General features: G+C 66.0%; 17 protein-coding genes. 12 read left to right on the top strand and 5 right to left on the bottom strand.

Annotation, left to right across the window (positions count from 1 at the left end):
• Positions 1-184: 184 nt before the first annotated feature.
• Positions 185-1,651, bottom strand: a complete 1,467-nt coding sequence (locus QZ294_RS09355) for a sigma 54-interacting transcriptional regulator (protein WP_297049367.1) — start codon at positions 1,649-1,651, stop codon at positions 185-187.
• A 119-nt stretch (positions 1,652-1,770) separates the two neighbouring features.
• Positions 1,771-3,501, bottom strand: coding sequence for a hypothetical protein (locus tag QZ294_RS09350; protein WP_297049365.1), 1,731 nt, complete (start codon positions 3,499-3,501; stop codon positions 1,771-1,773).
• Positions 3,502-3,658: 157 nt separating this feature from the next.
• On the opposite strand from QZ294_RS09350, the gene QZ294_RS09345 reads away from it, so the two are divergent.
• The 4 genes from QZ294_RS09345 to QZ294_RS09330 all read left to right on the top strand — a co-directional run bounded on the left by QZ294_RS09345 (position 3,659) and on the right by QZ294_RS09330 (position 7,041).
• On the top strand, positions 3,659-4,330 hold the full coding sequence (locus QZ294_RS09345; RefSeq protein WP_297049362.1) for an HDIG domain-containing metalloprotein: 672 nt from the start codon (positions 3,659-3,661) through the stop codon (positions 4,328-4,330).
• The gene (locus tag QZ294_RS09340; protein ID WP_297049360.1) at positions 4,293-5,204 is read left to right on the top strand and encodes a D-alanine--D-alanine ligase; all 912 of its coding nucleotides are present in this window, start codon (positions 4,293-4,295) and stop codon (positions 5,202-5,204) included. Before QZ294_RS09345 ends, QZ294_RS09340 begins: the two co-directional genes overlap by 38 nt.
• 80 nt (positions 5,205-5,284) lie before the next feature.
• Positions 5,285-6,100 carry an AraC family transcriptional regulator gene (locus tag QZ294_RS09335; RefSeq protein ID WP_297049357.1) on the top strand — a complete coding sequence of 272 codons (816 nt, stop codon included), beginning with the start codon at positions 5,285-5,287 and terminating at the stop codon, positions 6,098-6,100.
• The gene (locus QZ294_RS09330) at positions 6,097-7,041 is read left to right on the top strand and encodes a DMT family transporter (RefSeq protein WP_297049353.1); all 945 of its coding nucleotides are present in this window, start codon (positions 6,097-6,099) and stop codon (positions 7,039-7,041) included. Before QZ294_RS09335 ends, QZ294_RS09330 begins: the two co-directional genes overlap by 4 nt.
• On the opposite strand, the gene QZ294_RS09325 is transcribed toward QZ294_RS09330, so the two are convergent.
• From QZ294_RS09325 to rfbF, 3 genes are read right to left on the bottom strand one after another with little or no spacing between them, the layout of a single operon-like run.
• A complete protein-coding gene (locus QZ294_RS09325) occupies positions 7,002-7,502 on the bottom strand; it encodes a dTDP-4-dehydrorhamnose 3,5-epimerase (protein WP_297049350.1) in 501 nt (166 codons plus the stop codon). The genes QZ294_RS09330 and QZ294_RS09325 overlap by 40 nt on opposite strands.
• A gap of 9 nt (positions 7,503-7,511) precedes the next feature.
• Entirely contained in the window at positions 7,512-8,639 is a 1,128-nt protein-coding gene (gene rfbG / locus QZ294_RS09320; protein WP_297049347.1) for a CDP-glucose 4,6-dehydratase, read from the bottom strand.
• Between the two features lie 47 nt (positions 8,640-8,686).
• Entirely contained in the window at positions 8,687-9,451 is a 765-nt protein-coding gene (gene rfbF / locus QZ294_RS09315) for a glucose-1-phosphate cytidylyltransferase (RefSeq protein ID WP_297049345.1), read from the bottom strand.
• Positions 9,452-9,599: 148 nt separating this feature from the next.
• Between rfbF and QZ294_RS09310 the strand changes: the two genes are divergently transcribed.
• The 8 genes from QZ294_RS09310 (at position 9,600) to QZ294_RS09275 (ending at position 19,568) form a co-directional block, all read left to right on the top strand.
• Positions 9,600-10,727: an alanine racemase gene (locus tag QZ294_RS09310; protein ID WP_297049342.1), complete on the top strand. Its 1,128-nt coding sequence runs from the start codon at positions 9,600-9,602 to the stop codon at positions 10,725-10,727.
• Positions 10,728-10,802: 75 nt separating this feature from the next.
• Positions 10,803-11,906, top strand: coding sequence for a DUF362 domain-containing protein (locus tag QZ294_RS09305; RefSeq protein ID WP_297049339.1), 1,104 nt, complete (start codon positions 10,803-10,805; stop codon positions 11,904-11,906).
• Positions 11,907-11,997: 91 nt separating this feature from the next.
• Positions 11,998-13,770, top strand: a complete 1,773-nt coding sequence (locus tag QZ294_RS09300; protein ID WP_297049336.1) for a formate--tetrahydrofolate ligase — start codon at positions 11,998-12,000, stop codon at positions 13,768-13,770.
• Positions 13,771-13,806: 36 nt separating this feature from the next.
• A complete protein-coding gene (locus tag QZ294_RS09295) occupies positions 13,807-14,697 on the top strand; it encodes a bifunctional 5,10-methylenetetrahydrofolate dehydrogenase/5,10-methenyltetrahydrofolate cyclohydrolase (RefSeq protein WP_297049334.1) in 891 nt (296 codons plus the stop codon).
• 3 nt (positions 14,698-14,700) lie between these two features.
• Positions 14,701-15,546, top strand: coding sequence for a formate/nitrite transporter family protein (locus QZ294_RS09290; RefSeq protein WP_297049331.1), 846 nt, complete (start codon positions 14,701-14,703; stop codon positions 15,544-15,546).
• Between the two features lie 208 nt (positions 15,547-15,754).
• Positions 15,755-16,594 carry a DMT family transporter gene (locus QZ294_RS09285; protein ID WP_297049328.1) on the top strand — a complete coding sequence of 280 codons (840 nt, stop codon included), beginning with the start codon at positions 15,755-15,757 and terminating at the stop codon, positions 16,592-16,594.
• A 314-nt stretch (positions 16,595-16,908) separates the two neighbouring features.
• The gene (locus QZ294_RS09280) at positions 16,909-18,438 is read left to right on the top strand and encodes an APC family permease (RefSeq protein WP_297049326.1); all 1,530 of its coding nucleotides are present in this window, start codon (positions 16,909-16,911) and stop codon (positions 18,436-18,438) included.
• Between the two features lie 77 nt (positions 18,439-18,515).
• Positions 18,516-19,568, top strand: a complete 1,053-nt coding sequence (locus QZ294_RS09275) for a transporter substrate-binding domain-containing protein (RefSeq protein ID WP_297049323.1) — start codon at positions 18,516-18,518, stop codon at positions 19,566-19,568.
• The last annotated feature ends 25 nt before the right edge of the window (positions 19,569-19,593 follow it).

Genomic DNA, 19,593 nt, shown 5'->3' with positions numbered 1-19,593 from the left:
GCCGTCGGGGGAGAGTAAAAATTTCGCAAATCATTGTCAAGCATTCGCCACCGGCGCACGCAATCCCCTTCCCTGAAGAAAAAAACTTGTAAGTTCAATACATTGCTCTGCAAATCATTTCAGGTGCGAAATACGGTTCTTTCTTCCCGGATCGTCCAAAAAATCGAAAAAAGCCTTCCCGTGTTCAGTCGCCCGGGGGACGAGGCGTGCCTTCCCTGTGGGGAACGATGCCGTACCTGGCAAGCTTGGTGTACAGCGTGGCCCGGGCGATGCCCAGGATGCGCGCTGTGGCCGCCACATTCCCGCCATGGGCGGCGAGCGCCTGCCGGATGGCGACAGCCTCCGCATCCGCCATGATGCCATGGAGTTCGATCTCCGTGCCGGACGGCACGCGGACGCCCCCGTCATGACGCGTGGGCGCCGCAACGCCGCCATTTCCCCCGGCGTTTTCCCGCGCTGTCATGGCAGGCAGGGTCTCAGGCGGAAAGTCCTCCACCTCGATGACATCCCCTTGCCGCATGGTGGCCGCATGCACCACGGCATTGTGCAGCTGGCGCACATTGCCCGGCCAGGAAAAGGCCCGCATGGCGGCCTCGGCCCTGGCGGAAAACCGCGTCTGCTCAAGCCCCATGCGCGCCAGCGTATGCCGGGCAATCAGCAGGATATCTTCCGCGCGGTCGCGCAATGGCGGGATCTCCAGCACAAAGGTATTGATGCGGTAATACAGATCCTCGCGGAAAGACCCGGCATGGAGCATGGCCGCCATATGCCGGTTCGTGGCCGCCACCAGGCGGAAATCAACGGTATGGGCCGTGACGGAACCCACGCGGCAGACGCTCCTGCTTTCCAGCACGCGCAGGAGCTTGGCCTGGATCTCCGGCGGCATTTCCCCGATCTCATCCAGAAACAGCGTCCCCTTGTCCGCCAGCTCGATCTGTCCGATCTTGCCGTCTTGCCGCGCGCCGGAAAAGGCCCCCCGCGCATAGCCGAAAAGCTCCGACTCAAACAGATCCTTGGGGATGGCCGCACAGTTGATGCAGACAAGCGGCCCTTCGGCGCGGGGGCTTTCGGCATGGAGCGCGTGGGCGAAGAGTTCCTTGCCCGCGCCTGTGGCGCCGAGGATGAGCACAGGCTCGTCCAGCCGCGCATAGTTTTGCGCCTGCCGCTTGAGCCGGCGCATGACCGCGCTTTCACCAAGGATGCTCGACAGGCTGTACTGCGGCGCAAGGCTCGCCTGGATACGCCGCTTGTAATGATTGATCTTGCGGTCAAGGCGTTCGATCTTGGCGGAAAGGCGCTGGAGTTCCTGCGGATCGTTGAACAGCGCCTGCGATACCATGCCCGCCACCTGGCCGAGACTGTCGCGCACCGGAATGCGGTTGACCACCACGGGCTGGACGCTCCCCGGCCCGAGCTGGCACAGTTCGCCCATTTCGGGGCGGTCTTCCCGCATGACCACCTGAGCGCGGGAATGGGGGATGACGTCCGTGATGTCCCGACCCAGCAGCGCATCGGGAGCCTGCCCGAGCAGGTCCGCATACGCCTTGTTGACGAAGCGGATGATGCCCTCCCTGTCACAGAAGAGCACGCCCATGGGCAGGCTGTCGAGAATCAGGCGCGTACTTTCGCTGGTATTGGAAAACGGCGGCATGGCGCAACCTCGGGGCAAACACGTCGCTTCGCGTGCTGGCGGAATATCCGCAGTCTACCGTCCGGGGCATCGGGTGGCAAGGCTCGCCTCCCGCGACGCGTTCGCCGCCGGGCGTCTCTTCACTTCCGTGCGGGAACGGCGCCGGGTGCGCCGCCCGTGTTGCCCCCCACAACGCCCGGCATGCGTTCCTCCGCGCCGGACGGCGGCTGAAAGACGACGAAATGCGGCGTTTCCTCCACGACGCGCCAGTGCCGGCGCACCCGCTGGGGCACGCCGTAGCCCGCGCGGTCATAGGCATCGGCCCGTTCGGCGTCCATCTGGTCACGTTCCATAAAGACCGTGAGCTTTTTGTCCAGCAACTCCTGATACAGGCGGTCCACCTCGCCGTTGATCTCCCAGTCGATGAGCCAGTCCGACCCATACACGGGCTTGTCGCCGTTGAGGTAGTAGGCAAAGGAAAAACCGGGCAGGGTCTTGTAGGCGGGACCGTATTTTGCGCGCAGGGCCTTGAGTTCGGCAAGACGGCCAAGCATGTCCGCGTCCACCATGACGCCCGTTGCCCGGGGATAGACGCCGCCCGCGTCATGGGTCAATGATGCGCGCGGCATGGGCCGCTCGGGGAAGACGTAGGGATACTGGTACCCGGTGCCGAACATGACGAGTCCGGCCGCCAGGGCCGCCCAGGCAAGGGGCCGCGTCCCGCCGCCCAGACGCGCATGGACGGCGAAAAAGGAAAACAACAGCGGCACGGCGAAAAAGGCCGGGATCTTGTAGCCGCCGCTGATGGCTACCGACCAGGCGGCCACCAGCCCGGCGCCAAGGCCCACAGACGCCCGCAGACGGGGCAGGGGACTCTGCGCGTCGCGCAGCCAGCGCAGGAGAAAGACGCGGGGAAAGAGCACGCACACCCCGCCGAGCACCATGAAGAGCGTCGGCCAGGATATCCCGTAGCCGATCCAGCCTTCCTTTATCAGGACCTCGCGCACATACCAGACCGTCAGGAGGGCCAGATACACATAGGCCGGGAACAGCCACGCCGGAAGTCGCCTGCCGGCGGCCCGGGCCACGAGCCACGGCGCCACGGCAATGAGGGGAAAAAGCCAGTTCTGGCGAAAATAGATACAGATGCCCGCATCCAGCGCCTCGCGGATGTCGAGCTGGCCCGTGGTCATGCGCGAGAACGCTGCCAGCGCGCCCCCGGCCCGGAGGAAGAGCCAGGCCGCCGCCAGCGCCCCAAGCCAGCCGGCGAGGCAACGGAGCGCCTGACGGCCGGAAGCGCGCTCAAGCCAAACGAGCGCCAGCACCGCCGGGGGCACCAGCAGAAAGGACTGCTTGCAGAGCATGGCACAGCCCGCAAGCAGGCCCGCAACCAGCGGCCAGCCGGACGCTCCCGCCAGCAGCGCCCCCCCGGCGAAAAGCACGCCGTCCGCCGTGTGCCAGGGCATATGGGGAAAGGAATGCACGCCCCAGACAAAGCCGCAGGTGGCAAGCAGCGGCAGGGACAGGCCCAGGGCATCCAGACGGAAAATGCGCCCGAGATACGCGGCGGCGCACCAGGATGCCGCGAGCATGGTCGCCAGAAAACCGGCCTTGCCCGCCAGCACGCCAAGATTCTCCGGTGTGAGCCAGAGCCAGAAGGCATGCCAGTACAGCGGAAGGGCGGGCTTGATATAGGAAAAATCCCGGTACGGCATCTGTCCGTCGAGAATGCGCCAGGCATAGCCGTAAAAATAGCCGAAATCCGTGGTATCCATGCCGTACGGCGTATAGAGGACAAGATAGGCCACGGGCACGAGCACGGCCACGGCCCAGGTCAGAACGTTCCGGATTCGGTGCGGGATGACGGCCATGGATCCTCCGGGGACACCCTGAAAGTTGCTCCAGAGGATACCGCGGCACGGCTCCTCCGGTGCGGAGCATACCCGTATCGCGCCCGGCCGCCAAGGGGAGGCCAACATCCGCTCAGGCCGCTTGCCAGCACGCGGCATCGAGGGTAGAGTCGCGTCCATGCATGCGCCGGAGCATCCACGCCACCAGTGCCCCAAAAGCGAAGGGCATCCCTTTTCCCGCCTGCCGGAGCTTCCGGGCCTTGCCGCGAACGCCGCTGCCGGCCTGCCTCCGCCACCGGATGATGCCGCGTGCCTTGCGCTCTGGCGCAAATACGCCATGCTCCCCAATGTGGAACGCCATTCGCACATGGTGGCGCATATCGCCACCGAGCTTGCCCGGCGCGCGGCGGACCTGGGGCAGCCCGTCCATGTCGGGTCCGTGCGCGCGGCGGCACTGCTGCACGATCTGGCAAAAACCTACTGTCTGCTCCACGGCGGCAGCCACGCCCAGCTTGGCGCATCGTGGGTGCTGGCCGAAACACGCCATTACGACATCGCCCGCGGCGTCCTGCTCCATGTGCACTGGCCGTGGGCGGTACCGCACGGTCCGGGCATCTGCTCGCTCCCGTTCTTTGTCATCTATGCCGACAAGCGCGTGCGCCACGATGCCTGCGTGACCCTTGAGGAACGGTTTGAGGACCTGCTCACCCGCTACGGACGCGATGCCGGCGCCCGTGACGGCATCCGGGCCGCCCACGAGCAGGCCGTGACCATTGAACGCGCCCTCTCGGCGCAACTTGGATGGAAGCTTCATGAAGATCCTTTTGATTGCCGGGGGCTGGTCCACTGAGCGCGATGTTTCGCTGAACAGTTCCCGCATCGTCGAAGGCGTCCTGCGCGATGCGGGGCACGATGTCACGTTTTTTGACCTGCTCTCCGGTTTTGATCGCCTCATGGAAGAGGCGCGGCGGCACGACTTCGCCTTTATCGGACTGCACGGAGCGCCCGGTGAGGACGGCCTTGTCCAGGCGCTGCTGGATGCCGCCGGCTGCCCCTATCAGGGCGCCGGACCGGCGGGATCGTTCCTGGCGCTGAACAAGGCGGCGGCCAAACAGATTTTTCGCCAGGCTGGGCTGCCCACGGCCGATTGGGAATTTCTGCCCCTGCCGCCCCCGGCGGACTGGCACCCCCGCCTGCCCTACCCGCTCTTTGTCAAGAGCAATACCGGCGGCTCGTCGTTGCGGCTTGGCCGCGCGGAAAACCGGGACGAACTGGACAAGGCCCTTGCCGCCATCTTCACCGCCGGGGACGCGGCGCTGCTGGAAACCGAACTGCCCGGCCGCGAACTCACCTGCGCCGTTCTCGGCGACGAAGCCCTGCCCCCGCTCCTCATCGAGCCGCTGGCGGGGAGCTTCTTCGATTACGAAAGCAAGTACGCCAAGGGCGGCGCGCGCGAACTGTGCCCCGCGCCCATCACCCCGGAGGCGACGGCCCGCGCGCAGAAGCTGGCGCTGGAGGCACACAGGGCCTTGGGCCTTTCGGGCTACAGCCGGACGGACTTCATCCTCGGCGCCGATGACAGCCTCACCCTGCTGGAGGTCAATACCCTGCCCGGCATGACCGCCACAAGCCTTGTGCCGCAGGAAGCGGCCGCCGCGGGCCTTTCTTTCGCGCAACTGCTGGAACGGCTCATGGAGCTGGGGCGCGCCCGCTCCCGTTCCTAAAACCCGCGCGGCGCATGCCGCAATATGGTACAAGACAGGACGCGGCAAAGCAGGCAGACTGGCCGCACGAGGGAGCGCCCATGCCTGCGGAACACACCGACATTGCCCATGACCGGGATCTGGATGCGGATGCCTTCAGCTTCCGTCTCCATGCCCGCGCCTTTGCGCCGCACTTTCACCATGCCTGGGTGCTGGGCTGCGTCCTTTCCGGGCGACGGCACCTTTTCGTGCAGGGTCGCGAATACCTTGCCGCCACGGGCGATGTGGTCATTTTCCGGCCCGGCGAGGTGCATGCCTGCGCTCCGGCGGGTCCCGCGCCCTTTGTCTGGCGCGGCTTCCATTTCCGGACCGGCGGCGCGGCCGCCGCGCTCTCCCGGGCAGTCGCCGGCGCGCCGCAGCCGGCGGGACCTGTCCACGCGGGAGGGGACGTCATCGACGAACTCCTCGCCGCCCACGCGCTCCTGGGCGGAACGGCGCCGGCCGCCTGCAAGCGGATGCGCCTCTTCACGGCCCTGCATCACCTTGGAATATCCGTGCAGCGCCGCGAAAACACCGTCTCCCCCGCACCCGGCCCACACGCCCCGGACCCCGCTCTCGAAACGCTCCGCCTCCATCTGGAAAGCCATGCCGCAGACCGGCTCACGCTGGAGGATATGGCAAGCCTCGCCCGCATGGGCAAGTTCCGGCTCATCCGGGCCTTTGCCCGGATGACCGGCGCCACGCCCTACCGGTACCTGGAAAGCGCGCGCGTCAATCGCGCCCAGGAGCTTCTGGAGCAGGGCCTTCCCCCGGCAGAGGCAGCGCTTGAGGCGGGTTTTGCGGATCAGTGCCATCTGGCGCGGGCGTTCAGGGCGCGCCTTGGCGTCACGCCCGGCGCCTGCCGGAGGCGGCCATGAACGGCACCCGCGCATCAGGACGGGCAGTGGGGCACCTCGTGGCCCTGGCGACCATCGTCGTCTGGGGGGTGACCTTCATTTCCACCAAGGTGCTGCTGGCGGACTTCACGCCGGTGGAGATCCTGCTTTTGCGCTTCCTGCTCGGCTGGGCAGCCCTCTGGCTGGTCTGCCCGCATGCGCTCGCCGTCAGGAACCGCAGGGACGAGCTTCTCTTCGCCCTGGCCGGGCTTTCCGGCGTGACCCTCTATTTCCTTCTGGAAAACATGGCCCTGACCCTGACCTTCGCCTCCAACGTGGGCGTCATCGTGGCCGTGGCCCCGTTTTTCACGGCGCTGCTCGCCTGGCGCCTTCTCGGGGACGCGCGCCCGGGCGGCGCGTTCATGGCCGGTTTCGTCGTAGCCATCACCGGCATCGCCTGCATCAGCCGCAGCGGCAGCGAGTTTGCGCTCAACCCGGCGGGGGACGGCCTTGCCCTGCTGGCGGCCCTTTCCTGGGCGGTCTATTCCATCCTGGTGCGGATGCTGGCGGCGCGGGGCTATGGCAGCCTGCGCGCCACGCGGCGCATCTTTTTCTACGGTCTTGTCTGCATGCTGCCCATTCTGCCGCTGGCGGACGTTTCCCTCCGGCCGGAGGTTCTCCTCCGCCCGGTCAATGTCGCCAACCTGCTCTTCCTCGGCCTGTGCGCGTCGGCGCTCTGCTTTGTCAGCTGGACGTTCAGCGTGCGCCGCCTGGGCGCGGTCAGGGCCGCGCTCTACATCTATCTTGTGCCGGTGGTCACGGTGCTGACCTCCATCGCCGTGCTCCACGAGCGTGTGACCTGCCTTTCAGGCGCGGGCATGGTCCTGGCCCTGACGGGGCTGCTCGTCTCGGAATGGGGCGCGCCAAGGCGCGCGCAAAAGGCTCAGCGCGACGCGGCGCCCCCCGGCGAGGGCCAGACATAGGGAATGGCGGCGGCATCGAAGGGCAGACGTTCGCCCTCCTCCGGGTCGTGCGGGATGTCCGCGCAGTTGCAGATCAGGGCAGGACTCTCCCCCTCGGCCATGAAGCCGTACCAGACGAGGGGCGGGATGCGGAGCAGGCCGTAGTCATCCGGACGGCCGAGCCGGCGCTCGACGAGCCTCCCCCTGCTGGGCGATGCGGGGCGCCCGTCATAGAGGACGATACGCAAGCGCCCCGCGGGAACGGCGAAAAGCTGGGTCTGGCGCGTATGCCGCTTCCAGGCCTTGACCGCGCCCGGTTCCACCTCGGAAAAATAGATCTCGCCGAAGCCGCTGGAAAAATCCGGCAACAGCGGCGCCCCGGCCCGCAGCATGTGCAGGACAGGACCGCCCGGCGCGGCAATGACCTTCAGCGGCTGGAAAAGCGCGCCGTCGATGCCCGTGGGGATGACAGGCCCTTCCATGCCGCGCCCTCACCGCGCCCAGACAAGGCCGCGCTGGGCGGCCGCGCCCGCATAGGCCGTGATCTGCCCCTGGGTATAGTCCCACATGCCCGCCGGCGTCGCGCCGCCAGTGTAGTACCGGGAATACCATTCGGCGGTATAGCGGATGGTTTCCTCAAAATTGAGGGTCGCCTTCCAGGAAAGCTCCGCCAGGGACTTGTCGCAGCAGAGCTTGAGCAGCGTGCATTCCTTCCTGCCCGCCTGCCCGGCCGCGTCCATTTCGCTGCGGAAGCCGGGCCAGTGCAGGGCCAGCGCTTCCACCACCTCGGCCACGGTGTTGTTCACGTCCGCGGCGGGTCCGAAATTGTAGGCCTGCCCGCGCGGATCAAAGGACGCCGTCGCTCCGGCGGGCAGCCCGGCATTGGTGTCGAGCAGACGCGCGCCCAGCCAGAGGTAGCCGGAAAGCGGCTCCAGAACATGCTGCCACGGCCGTGTCGCCCACGGGCTGCGGATGGACACGGGCGTCTGCGCCGCCCAGGCGCGGGCGCAGTCCGGCACGATGCGGTCCGCCGCCCAGTCGCCGCCGCCGATGACGTTGCCCGCGCGCACCGTGGCGCAGGCCGGTCCCTGCGCGAAAAAGCTCTGGAAATACGAATGGGCGATGATCTCCGCGCACCCCTTGGAGGCGGAATAGGGATCGGCGCCGCCCAGATGGTCGGTCTCGCGGTAGCCCCACACCCATTCGTCGTTGCGGTAGCACTTGTCCGACGTAATGACCACCACGGCCCTGACCGACGGACAGGCGCGCACGGCCTCAAGGACGTTCATGGTGCCCAGGGCGTTGGACTCGATGGTGCCGGCCGGGTCCTCATACGAACGGCGCACCAGGGCCTGGGCCGCCAGATGGAAGACCACCTCGGGCGCGAAGGCCCGCATGGCGGCGGTGACGGCCGCCCGATCGCGGATGTCGCCGCGCAGGTCGTCCATGCGCGCGGCAAGGCCCAGAGCCTCGAAATGCGAAGGCGTGGTGGGCACGCCAAGGGAAAACCCGGCCGCGCGCGCGCCAAGCGCGAGCAGCCACGCCGAGAGCCAGGAACCCTTGAAACCCGTATGCCCGGTGAGGAAGACCCGGCGCCCCGCGTAGGTGTCAGCGAACATGATGCATCCTTGTCTGAAGGGCGGTTCCCGTTGAGGGCGCGTCCGGCTCAGGCCCAGAAGGCCTGGCCGCTGTCCCAGAGCCGGTTGAGGTGGATGGCGTCGCGCAGGGTATCCATGCACTGCCATTCGCCGGGGTGCGGATACATGGAAAGCTGCCCTTCCGCCGCCAGTCGCTGGAGGGGTTCCTTTTCCAGGTCGCAGCCCTCGTCCTCGGAGAGATAGTCGAGAAAGGCGCGCTCAAAGACGAAAAAGCCGCAGTTGATATACTCGTTGAGCACGGGCTTTTCTTCCCACGAAATGATTTTGCCGTCCTCCCCGGTACGCACCGTGCCGAAGCGTGAGGGCATGCGCACGCCGGTGAATGTTCCTATGGTGCCGGACTTCTTGTGAAATTCCAGGAGACGGTCGATGTCGATGTCCGCCACGCCGTCGCCGTAGGTGACCATGAAGCGGTCGCCCTCGATATAGCGGGCAACGCGCTTGAGGCGGCCGCCCTTGAGGGTCTCCTGCCCGGTGTCGCACAGGGTGACGCGCCAGTCTTCCATGGGGCAGGGATGGACCGTGATGTCGCCGGTTTTGAGTTCCACGGTGAAGTCCGCGTTGCGGCTGCGGTAGTCGTGGAAATACTGCTTGATGACCTCGCCCTTGTACCCCAGCGGCAGGACAAAATCCCTGTAGCCGAAACGGGCGTAGATGGACATGATATGCCAGAGCACGGGACGGCCGCCGATCTCCACCATGGGCTTGGGTTTGACCGCTGTTTCCTCGCGCAGGCGCGTGCCCTTGCCGCCGCACATGATGATGGTCTGCATGCCGCCTCCCCGGCTGCTCCCGGCAATCGGGAGCGATTCGCGATGCGCTGAGTCTAGCAAAAGCCCGCGCGGAATAAAAGCCCCGCCCGCTTCTCCCGGCAGGTTTACAGCGTGCCGCTTTTGCTGTAGGCGGTGCGTGGAGGCCGCAGTGCGAATCAGGGATCTGCCCACACCGGCGCTCCTGCTGGACGATGCCCGCATGGAGCGCAATATCCGTCGTCTTTCGACGCGCCTTGCCGCGCATGGCGTCGGCTTCCGCCTGCACGCCAAGACCCTGAAATGCGTGGAGGCCGCCCGGCGCGCCATGACCGCGCCCCATGGGCCAGTCGCCGTCTCCACCCTTGCGGAGGCGGAGTGGTTCGCGGACGGTGGGGTCCATGACATCTGCTATGCCGTGGGCATTGTTCCCTGCAAATTCGAGCGCGCCCTGGCCCTGCGCCGCCGCGGGGTGAAGCTCTCCCTCCTGCTCGACAGCGCGGAGGCAGCGCGGGCGCTGGCGGCCTTTGGCGAAGCCCGGGACCACGCGTTCGATGTCCTGCTGGAGATCGACTGCGACGGACACCGCTCGGGGCTTTCCCCGGAGAGCGCCGGCCTTGGGGAGGCGGCGGGCGTGCTTGCGGCCCACGGCCAGCATGTGGCCGGGGTGCTCACCCATGCCGGTTCGGCCTATGACCTGGCCGCGCCTTCGGCGCGGGCCTTTGCGGCCCTGGCCGAACAGGAACGGAGCGCCGCCGTGGCCGCCGCCAGCGCCCTGCGCGCGGCCGGGCACGCCTGCCCGGTGGTCAGCGTGGGTTCCACGCCCACGGCCCTGTTCTGTCAGGACTTTTCCGGCCTCACGGAAGTGCGGGCCGGCGTCCATGTGGTGCAGGATCTTGTCATGGCGGGGCTTGGCGTCTGCGCCGTGGAGGACATCGCCCTGTCGGTGCTCTGCACGGTCATCGGGCGGCGCGAAAGCGACGGCGCGCTCGTGACGGACGCGGGCTGGACGGCGCTTTCCCGCGACGCCGGGCTTCCCGGACGGTTTGCCGATGTCGGCTATGGCCTGGTGCTCGCCGAAGACGGCACCCTCCTGGCCGGTCTGCGCGTGGCGGAGACCAATCAGGAACACGGCGTCATCACCGCGCGGCCAAAGAGCGCCACTCCGGCGTTTCCCGTGGGAACGCCGCTTCGCATCCTGCCTGTCCACGCCTGCGCCACGGCTTCGGGCTTCGATGCCGTGCATCTCTGCCGGGGCGCCGAAACGATGGACGTCTGGACACGCTGCCGGGGCTGGTAGGGCCGTTTCCGGAACGTTCATGACCTCAACATATACTGATATACTGCAACACTGTAACATATACTGGAGGAACCCATGGCATCCACGGTCTTCTTTGCCGGCATGAACAGCCGTTCGCTCGCGAACAACAAGTGCGCCAAGGTCGCGCGGCTGTGCGACGCTCTCCAGTTGAAAAAGATCATCAAGCGCAATGACCTTGCCGCGGTCAAGCTCCACTTCGGCGAATACGGAAACGATACCCACATCAACCCCATCTTCGCGCGCGTGGCCGTGGACAAGGTCAAGGCCGCCGGGGGCAAGCCCTTCCTCACCGATACGACGACCCTCTATTCCGGCACGCGGCACAACGCCGTGGACCACCTCAACACCGCCTATCTCCACGGGTTCACGCCGGAGACCGTGGGCGCGCCCGTCATCATCGCCGACGGACTTTATGGCGAGGAGGACGTGCTCGTACGCATCAACGGCAAGCACTTCAGGGATGTGCGCATCGCGTCCGCCATCCGCCGCGCGCCCGCCATGGTGGTGCTTTCGCACTTCAAGGGGCACGAAATGGCCGGCTTCGGCGGGGCCATCAAGAACCTCGCCATGGGCGGCGCCTCGGTGGCGGGCAAGCAGGACCAGCACGGCCGCCATGTCCGGATCGACGCCTCCCTCTGCGTCGGCTGCGGCCGCTGCGTCAGGGTCTGTCCGCAAAAGGCGCTCACCCTCGTGGACGGCAAGAGCCATGTGGATGTGGACCGCTGCGTCGGCTGTTTCGAGTGCATCACCGTCTGCCCGGTCAAGCCCAGCAAGGCCATCAGCATCGACTGGAGCGCGGAGATGGTGCCCTTCATGGAGCGCCTGACCGAATACGCCTACGGCGTGGTCAAGGGGCGCCAGAAGCGCATCTGCTACATCAATTTCGTGCTCAACGTCACGCCGGACTGCGACTGCGTGGGCTGGAGCGACATGCCGCTCGTGCCGGACATCGGCATCCTGGCCTCCACGGACCCCGTGGCGCTGGATCAGGCCTGCCTTGACCTCGTGAACAAGGCGCCCGCCCTCGATCCCAAGCTCGCCAACGCCAAAACGGACAAGTTCACGGCCCGCTGGCCGCACACGCAGGGCCAGGTGCAGCTGAGCTACGGCGAGTCCATCGGCCTCGGCAGCCGGCAGTATGTGCTGGAAAAGATATAGCAAGGCTCCGCGGCCGGAGGCACCGGGGATGAGCCTGCCGCCTCCGGCCACCCGGAAGACACGCCCGCTGCAACCACCCAAGGAGACCGTCATGCTTGACCCCAAAGGCCATGCCGACTGGGAAATCGCCCAGGAAGCCGAAAAGACCATGAAAACGATCTACCAGATCGGCCGGGATCTCGGCCTTGAGGAAAGCGAACTGCTTCCCTACGGTCACTTCATGGGCAAGGTCGATTTCCGCAAGGTCCTGGACAGGCTGGGCGACCGCCCCAACGGCAAATATGTGGATGTCACCGCCATCACCCCCACCCCGCTCGGCGAGGGCAAGTCCACCACCACCATCGGCCTGGTGCAGGGCCTCGGCCGGCGGGGCAGGCGCGCTTCGGCGGCCATCCGCCAGCCTTCCGGAGGACCCACCATGGGGGTCAAGGGTTCCGCGGCCGGCGGCGGCCTGTCCCAGTGCATCCCGCTCACCCAGTATTCCCTCGGCTTCACCGGCGACATCAACGCCGTGATGAACGCGCACAATCTCGCCATGGTGGCCCTCACCGCGCGCATGCAGCACGAGCGCAACTATACCGACGAAAAGCTCCTTTCGCTTTCCCGAATGCCGCGCCTGAACATCGACCCCACCAATGTCAACATGGGCTGGGTCATGGATTTCTGCTGCCAGGCCCTGCGCAATGTCATCATCGGCATCGACGGCGTGAACGGCAGGTCCGATGGCTTCATGATGCGCTCCCGCTTTGACATCGCCGTTTCCAGCGAGGTCATGGCGATCCTTGCCGTCGCCCGCGACCTGGCCGACATGCGCCGCCGCATGGGCAGGATCATCGTGGCCTATGACCGCGACGGGAAACCCGTCACCACCGCGGACCTTGAGGTGGACGGCGCCATGACCGCCTGGATGGTGGAGGCGCTCAACCCCAACCTCATCCAGACCATCGAGGGCCAGCCCGTCTTCGTGCACGCCGGGCCGTTCGCCAATATCGCCATCGGCCAGAGTTCGGTCATCGCCGACCGCGTGGGACTCAAGCTCAGCGAATACCATGTGACGGAATCCGGCTTCGGCGCGGATATCGGCTATGAAAAATTCTGGAACCTCAAGTGCCACTACAGCGGCCTCACGCCGGACGCGGCCGTCATCGTGGCTACCGTGCGCGCGCTCAAGAGCCACGGGGGCGCCCCCGCGCCCGTGCCCGGGCGGCCGCTGCCCAGGGAATATTCCGAGGAAAATGTGGGCTTTGTGGAGGCCGGTTGCTGCAACCTGCTGCACCATATCGGGAGCGTCAAGAAGTCCGGCGTTTCCCCGGTGGTCTGCATCAATGCCTTTGTCACGGATACCGACGCCGAGATCGCCAGGGTCCGCGAACTCTGCGAAGCGGCCGGCGCGCGCGTGGCGCTCTCCCGGCACTGGGAACTTGGCGGCGAGGGCGCCCTGGAACTGGCCGACGCCGTCATGGACGCCTGTAACGAAAAAACCGAATTCACGCCCCTGTATGACTGGAAGATGCCGTTCAGGGAGCGCATCGAGCTTGTGGCGCGCGAGATCTACGGCGCGGAGGGCGTGGACTTCTCCGCCGAGGCCGAGACCCGGCTGGAAAACATCCAGAAGCGCGACGACGCCGGGGAGCTTGGCCTGTGCATGGTGAAGACGCACCTTTCCCTTTCCGACGATCCGGCCCTCAAGGGCGCGCCCAGAGGCTGGCGCCTGAAGATCCGCGATGTGCTCATTTACGGCGGCGCGGGCTTCGTGGTGCCGGTCTCCGGCAAGATCACCCTCATGCCCGGCACAGGCTCCAATCCGGCGTTCCGTCGGGTGGATGTGGATACGGAAACCGGAAAGGTCAAGGGGATCTTCTGAGGATTTCCCGTACATTCTTGCAACGGAAACGATTCCATGTCGGCAAAAATTCTTGACGGCGCGGCGCTCAGCCGCGCCATCCTCGACGAGCTGGGCGAGGAAGTGGCGGCCCTGCGGGCCGCGCACGGCACGGTTCCCGGACTTGCCACCATCCTGGTGGGCGAGGATCCGGCCTCTGTCAGTTATGTCACCCGCAAGGTCGCCACCGCGCACGCCCTGGGCTTCCACGAAGTGCAGGAGACCCTGCCCGCCACCGCCCATGAGGCGGAACTGCTCGCGTGCATCGAGCGCCACAACGCCGACCCGCGCATCCATGGCATCCTTGTCCAGCTTCCCCTGCCCCGGCATATGGAGGAAAGGACCATCATCCACGCCATCGCGCCGGAAAAGGATGTGGACGGGTTCCACCCCGTCAACCTCGGCAAACTGCTCATGGGCGATGCGACGGCCTTTCTGCCCTGCACGCCGGCGGGCATCCGGGAGATGCTCATGCGCGCGGGCGTGCGGCTCGACGGGGCGGAGGTGGTGATCGTGGGCCGCTCCAACATTGTGGGCAAGCCGCTGGCCGTCCTGCTCGGGCAGAAAGGACCCGGCGGCAACGCCACGGTGACGCTGACGCACACAGGCACACGGGACCTTGCCGCGCACTGCCGCCGCGCCGATGTGCTGGTGGCGGCCGCCGGCGTGCCCGGTCTCGTGCGCTCGGAATGGATCAAGCCCGGCGCCGTCGTCATCGATGTGGGCGTCAACCGCGTGGGCTTCAACGAAAAGACGGGCAAGCCCATCCTCTCGGGCGATGTGGAGTTCGCGGCCGCCGCCGAAGTGGCGGGGATGATCACGCCCGTTCCGGGAGGGGTCGGACCCATGACCATCGCCATGCTCATGAAAAACACGGTCCGTTCGGCCCGGCAACATCCGGCGGCCTGATCCATGGGCTTCCCCTCGCTTTCCGCCACGCGGGACGCCATTGCCGACGCCATGCGGGCCAAGGCGGACCTCCCCGCGGGCCGGGTCTGGCTGCTTGCCATGCTGGGCGGGGCCTATATCGCGCTTGCGGGCTTCGCTTCCACCGTGGCGAGCTGCAACCTGCTCGCCGCGCCGGAGACGTATGGCCTGGGCCGTTGCGTGGCCGGCCTGCTCTTTCCCGTGGGGCTGATCATGGTCGTTGTGGGCGGCGGCGAGCTTTTCACCGGCAACTGCCTCATGCCGGATGCCGTCCATCGTGGGCTGGTCACGCGCGGGGAGCTGCTCCGCAACTGGCTCCTCGTCTATGCGGGCAATTTCGCGGGCGCGCTCGTGGTGTCAGGCATGCTCCATGTCTCCGGCAGCTTCTCCTCGGGCGGCGGCACAGTGGCGGCGGCCGTCATCAGGACGGCTTCGGCCAAGGCAGGTCTCGGCTGTCTGGAGGCCTTCACGCTCGGCATTTTCTGCAACTGGCTCGTCTGCCTCGCCATCTGGCTGGCAGCCCGCGCGGAAAACGCGGCCCAGAAGGCCTTTGTGCTCTTTTTTCCCGTCTGGATCTTCGTTGCCAGCGGCTATGAACATTCCGTCGCCAATATGTACTACCTGAGCGCGGGCCTGCTGGCGGCGGCCGACCCTGTTGCCCTTGCGGCCTCGGGGCTGCCCCGGGGCGTGGAAGCCGCCCTGGCGTTCCCGGCGCTGGCGGGAAACCTTTTTTTTGTGACGCTGGGCAATGTGGCGGGAGGCGCCATTTTCGTGAGCGGCGCCTATGCCCTGGCCTGCGGCGCGTCCCGCAGGGAAAAAGACAGGGGCTAACGCGTTTTCGCAAGGAAATTGCGGAAACGCGCTGCGGCTGCGGGAACGGATGCCCGCTCCACAACAAGGCGGAAAATCACGCCTTTCCGCCGCTTGGCCCGCTCTGCGGGGAAATGACGGCAGCGGACCCTGAGGGGGGTATCTGCCCCGCAGATATTTTCCTCAGAAAAATGCTCCAGGTTTCGCGGGATCTCCGCGCGGAGGACGCATGTCCGGTTCGATCATCCTTCTTGTGCTTGGCGCGGCCTTTCTGCACGCCACCTGGAACATCATCGTCAAGGGCGGCGAAAACAAGCTCTACGAAACGGCCATGAACGCTCTGGGCGGCGGCCTGGGCGCCATGTTCCTCCTGCCCTTCCTTCCGCTCCCGGATCGCGCGGCCTGGGGCTTTCTTGCCCTGTCCTGCTGCTGTCACCTCACCTATTATCTCTGCATCGCGGCCGCCTACCGCGTGGCGGACCTGAGCCTTGGCTACACCATCATGCGCGGCACGGCCCCCATGCTCACGGCCCTGGCCCTCTGCCTGCTCGGCGCGCCCCTCGGCGCCGCCGGCTGGGGCGGCGTCCTCCTGCTCTGTTCCGGCATCCTCACTCTCGCCCTGGAACAGAAGCTGGCCCACAAGGGCAGCCTCAAAGGGGTGCTGTACTCCCTGCGCACTTCCTTCGTCATCATGGGCTACACCCTGGCGGACGGGTATGGCGCGCGCCTTTCCGGCGACAGCGTGAGCTATACCTGCTGGATCTTCTTCCTCAATATCTTTCCGCTCCATATCTATATCCTTGCCCGCTACGGTCGTGACTATCTTCACTATCTCAGGCGCCGGGCCGTGCCCGGCATTTCCGGCGGCCTGTGCGGCCTGGGTTCCTACGGCATCGCCATCTGGGCCATGACGCTCGCGCCCATCGCCCTTGTGGCCGCCCTGCGGGAGACCTCGGTCATCTTCGGCATGATCATGGCCGTCCTCTTCCTCGGCGAACGGCTCACCGCGCTGCGGGTGACGGCCATACTCCTCGTCATGGCCGGCGCCATGATCATCCGCCTGGGCTGATTCGCCGGAGAAACGCTGTTCCGGCCGGGCAGCGGGCGCCATACAGGCCCTTGCCAACGGCATGCGCGCCGGACATGCCGGCGCCACCAGCCGGAAGTGAGTCATTTTTGCGTCACAAGTCAGAATAGACTTGGATTTTTCCCGAGATTTTTCTCAAATCAAGTCTTATCCGACTCAAAGACAGGCATCCATCCCCGCCACTCCGAAAGGCATGGCCGCCCTGCACCCGCAAAACAAGAAATACCGCGCCATGTGCATTTTGGCACAAGGATTGCTCTCCAATGAAGACAATAACGCCAGATGCGGGAGGGACCATGGGGGAGACGCCACAGCATGGGGTGAAAGGCCACGAGCGCGAAGAGCTGGAAAAAACCCTCAACCCCATTGAAGTCCTGGCCCTTGCGCTTGGCGCCATTGTGGGCTGGGGCTGCTTCATTCTGCCGGCCATCCGTTTTCTGCCGGATGCCGGTCCCATGGGAACGGTCATCGCCTTCTTTGTGGGCGCGCTGTTCCAGTGCATCGTGGCCCTGAGCTACAGCTTCCTCATCAAGCCCTATCCGGTGGCGGGCGGCGCCTTCGCCTACGCCTACGCGGGCTTCGGCACCCGGGGAGCTTTCGTGTGCGGCTGGGCACTGGTGCTCAGCTATATCTGCGTCATCGCGGCCAATGCCATGGCGCTCATCCTGCTCACGCGCTACCTGCTGCCCGGCGTCTTTGACGTGGGCTACCTGTATTCCGTCGCCGGCTGGGACATCAACGCGGGCGAACTCGTCTTTGTTTCCGCCATCCTGCTCCTCTTCGGCTGGATGAACTATCGGGGCATGAACGCGGCCAGCACCATCCAGGTCATTCTTGCGCTCGCCCTCACGGCAGGCGTTCTTGTGCTCGCCACGGGCACCTTCCTCACGGATTCGGCCTGCCCCGCGAACTTCGAGCCGCTCTTTGCCGAGGACCGCTCGCCGCTCGCCTGCGTTCTGGTGGTGCTGGCGCTCACGCCATGGCTCTATGTGGGCTTCGACACCATCCCGCAGACAGCCGAGGAGTTCAAGTTCTCCCCGGCCAAGGCGCGGGACCTCATGCTCCTGTCCATCATCTGCGGCGCCATCCTCTACGCCCTGGTGACGCTGTGCGTGGCCGGCTACATCCCCTACAAGGATCTGCTCAGGCAGAACCACGCCTGGGCCACGGGCTGGGTGGCCGACCAGGTCTTCGGGCGTTTCGGCGGCGTCGCCCTGACCGTTCCTGTGCTCGCGGGCATCCTCACGGGCATGAACGGCTTTTTCATGGCGACCACGCGTCTGCTCTTCAGCATGGGCCGGAGCAAATTCCTGCCGAATTTTTTCGCCTCGGTGCATCCGCGCTACAACACGCCGTGGAAGAGCGTCCTCTTCACCCTTGCCCTCTGCCTCGTCGTGCCGTGGTTCGGCCGCGCGGCCCTGAGCTGGATCGTGGACATGTCGGCCATCGGCACGGCCATGGCCTATCTGTTCACCAGCATGACGGCCTACAAGTACCTCACCCGCCATCCGCACCTTTCCGAAGCGGGATGGGGCAAGCCGGTCTGCGTCATCGGCGCGGCCACTTCCATCGTCTGTTTCCTCCTGCTCATCTTCCCCAGCTCCCCGGCGGCCATCAGCGTGCCCTCGTGGATCATGCTCTTCATCTGGGTGGGGCTTGGGGGCATCTTCTTCCTCAACAGGCGCAACGAACTTCTGCACATCCCGCATTCGCGCCTGCGCTACCTGCTGTTCGGCAGGAGCAGCTGCCCGGTACTTTTCGAACCTGAGGAGGAAGAGGAAGAGGACGGGACCAAAGAACGGGCGGCCAACGCCACCGGCCGCTGACGCCACCCCGCGCCCCCTGGCGGGGCCGGGGCGTTCACGGACGCAACCAGCAAACGCAGGAATTTTGTGGAGAGCACATGCGCCAGTTGCTGCTACTTTGCCTTGGACTGCTGATCATCGCCATTCAGGTCGTTCTCGGGATACAGACCTTCTATCCGCAGGCATTCGCCGCAAAGGAGAACGCCCTCGACGGGCTGCTTGAGCAGAAAGCCTCCGTCCTTGACAAGATCGCGCCGGAGGACCTCGCCTGGCTGGCGGGAAACCCGGTGGTCACCGTCGGGGTGGACCCGAATTTTTATCCATTGGAAATGTTCGATGAGCGCGGTCGCTACACCGGTCTCGGCGGGGATTATCTCCGGCTGCTCGCCAAGATGACGGGCCTGGATTTCCGCCCCCTGCCCACGAGCGACTGGGCCGCCACCGAGGAACTGGCGCGCCAGGGCAAGATCGACGTTTTCATGGCCGCGGCCAAGACGGGACGGCGCAGCGAATACATGCTGTTCACCGCGCCGTACATCACCGAGCCGGGCATCATCATGACCCGGCGCGGCGGCGGCCTGGACACGGCGGACATCACTTCCCTTGCCGGCAAAAAGGTCGCCGTGGTCAAGGATTATTCCTGGCACGACTTCCTCAAGGAATTCCATCCCGAGATCATCGCCGTGCCCACGGCCACCACGCTGGAGGCCCTGCAGAAAGTGGCCGCCGGCGAAGCGGATGCCGTGCTTGACTATGAATTCAACCTGCTGGAAAAAATCCAGACCGGCGGCATCCTCCAGATGCAGACCGCGGGCAAGGTGGATTCCTCGTACGGCCATGCCGTGGCCGTGCGCCGTGACCGGCCGGAACTGTTCAACGTCATCACCACCGCCCTTGCCCAGATCACGCCCGGAGAGCGGCAGGCCCTGGCGCGGAAATGGCTGGAACGGGAACGCCCCGCCGGTCAGGAGCGGCATTTGCAATGGATCTTCTTCTTCCTGGTGGAATCCAGCCTGCTTGTGCTCGGGCTGATCTGGCTCTACCATTCCGGCATCAGAAAGCATACGCGCGAACTGCGCAGAAAGGTGGCCGCTCTGGAAAAGCGCCTCGCTCAGGAAGCCAGGGGCGAAACAACACCGGCCGGCGCCTGAAGGCAAGCGGGGGGAAACGGCCCGG

Source organism: uncultured Desulfovibrio sp. (genome assembly GCF_910584445.1).
GTDB lineage: Bacteria > Desulfobacterota > Desulfovibrionia > Desulfovibrionales > Desulfovibrionaceae > Desulfovibrio.
This window is presented reverse-complemented; position numbering and strand designations above follow the sequence as displayed.

Excerpts from the sequence above, each read along its gene's own strand:
- QZ294_RS09355 (WP_297049367.1), bottom strand. The coding sequence starts at position 1,651 with ATGCCGCCGTTTTCCAATACCAGCGAAAGTACGCGCCTGATTCTCGAC.
- QZ294_RS09350 (WP_297049365.1), bottom strand. The coding sequence starts at position 3,501 with ATGGCCGTCATCCCGCACCGAATCCGGAACGTTCTGACCTGGGCCGTG.
- QZ294_RS09345 (WP_297049362.1), top strand. The coding sequence starts at position 3,659 with ATGCATGCGCCGGAGCATCCACGCCACCAGTGCCCCAAAAGCGAAGGG.
- QZ294_RS09340 (WP_297049360.1), top strand. The coding sequence starts at position 4,293 with ATGAAGATCCTTTTGATTGCCGGGGGCTGGTCCACTGAGCGCGATGTT.
- QZ294_RS09335 (WP_297049357.1), top strand. The coding sequence starts at position 5,285 with ATGCCTGCGGAACACACCGACATTGCCCATGACCGGGATCTGGATGCG.
- QZ294_RS09330 (WP_297049353.1), top strand. The coding sequence starts at position 6,097 with ATGAACGGCACCCGCGCATCAGGACGGGCAGTGGGGCACCTCGTGGCC.
- QZ294_RS09325 (WP_297049350.1), bottom strand. The coding sequence starts at position 7,502 with ATGGAAGGGCCTGTCATCCCCACGGGCATCGACGGCGCGCTTTTCCAG.
- rfbG (WP_297049347.1), bottom strand. The coding sequence starts at position 8,639 with ATGTTCGCTGACACCTACGCGGGGCGCCGGGTCTTCCTCACCGGGCAT.
- rfbF (WP_297049345.1), bottom strand. The coding sequence starts at position 9,451 with ATGCAGACCATCATCATGTGCGGCGGCAAGGGCACGCGCCTGCGCGAG.
- QZ294_RS09305 (WP_297049339.1), top strand. The coding sequence starts at position 10,803 with ATGGCATCCACGGTCTTCTTTGCCGGCATGAACAGCCGTTCGCTCGCG.
- QZ294_RS09300 (WP_297049336.1), top strand. The coding sequence starts at position 11,998 with ATGCTTGACCCCAAAGGCCATGCCGACTGGGAAATCGCCCAGGAAGCC.
- QZ294_RS09295 (WP_297049334.1), top strand. The coding sequence starts at position 13,807 with ATGTCGGCAAAAATTCTTGACGGCGCGGCGCTCAGCCGCGCCATCCTC.
- QZ294_RS09290 (WP_297049331.1), top strand. The coding sequence starts at position 14,701 with ATGGGCTTCCCCTCGCTTTCCGCCACGCGGGACGCCATTGCCGACGCC.
- QZ294_RS09285 (WP_297049328.1), top strand. The coding sequence starts at position 15,755 with ATGTCCGGTTCGATCATCCTTCTTGTGCTTGGCGCGGCCTTTCTGCAC.
- QZ294_RS09280 (WP_297049326.1), top strand. The coding sequence starts at position 16,909 with ATGGGGGAGACGCCACAGCATGGGGTGAAAGGCCACGAGCGCGAAGAG.
- QZ294_RS09275 (WP_297049323.1), top strand. The coding sequence starts at position 18,516 with ATGCGCCAGTTGCTGCTACTTTGCCTTGGACTGCTGATCATCGCCATT.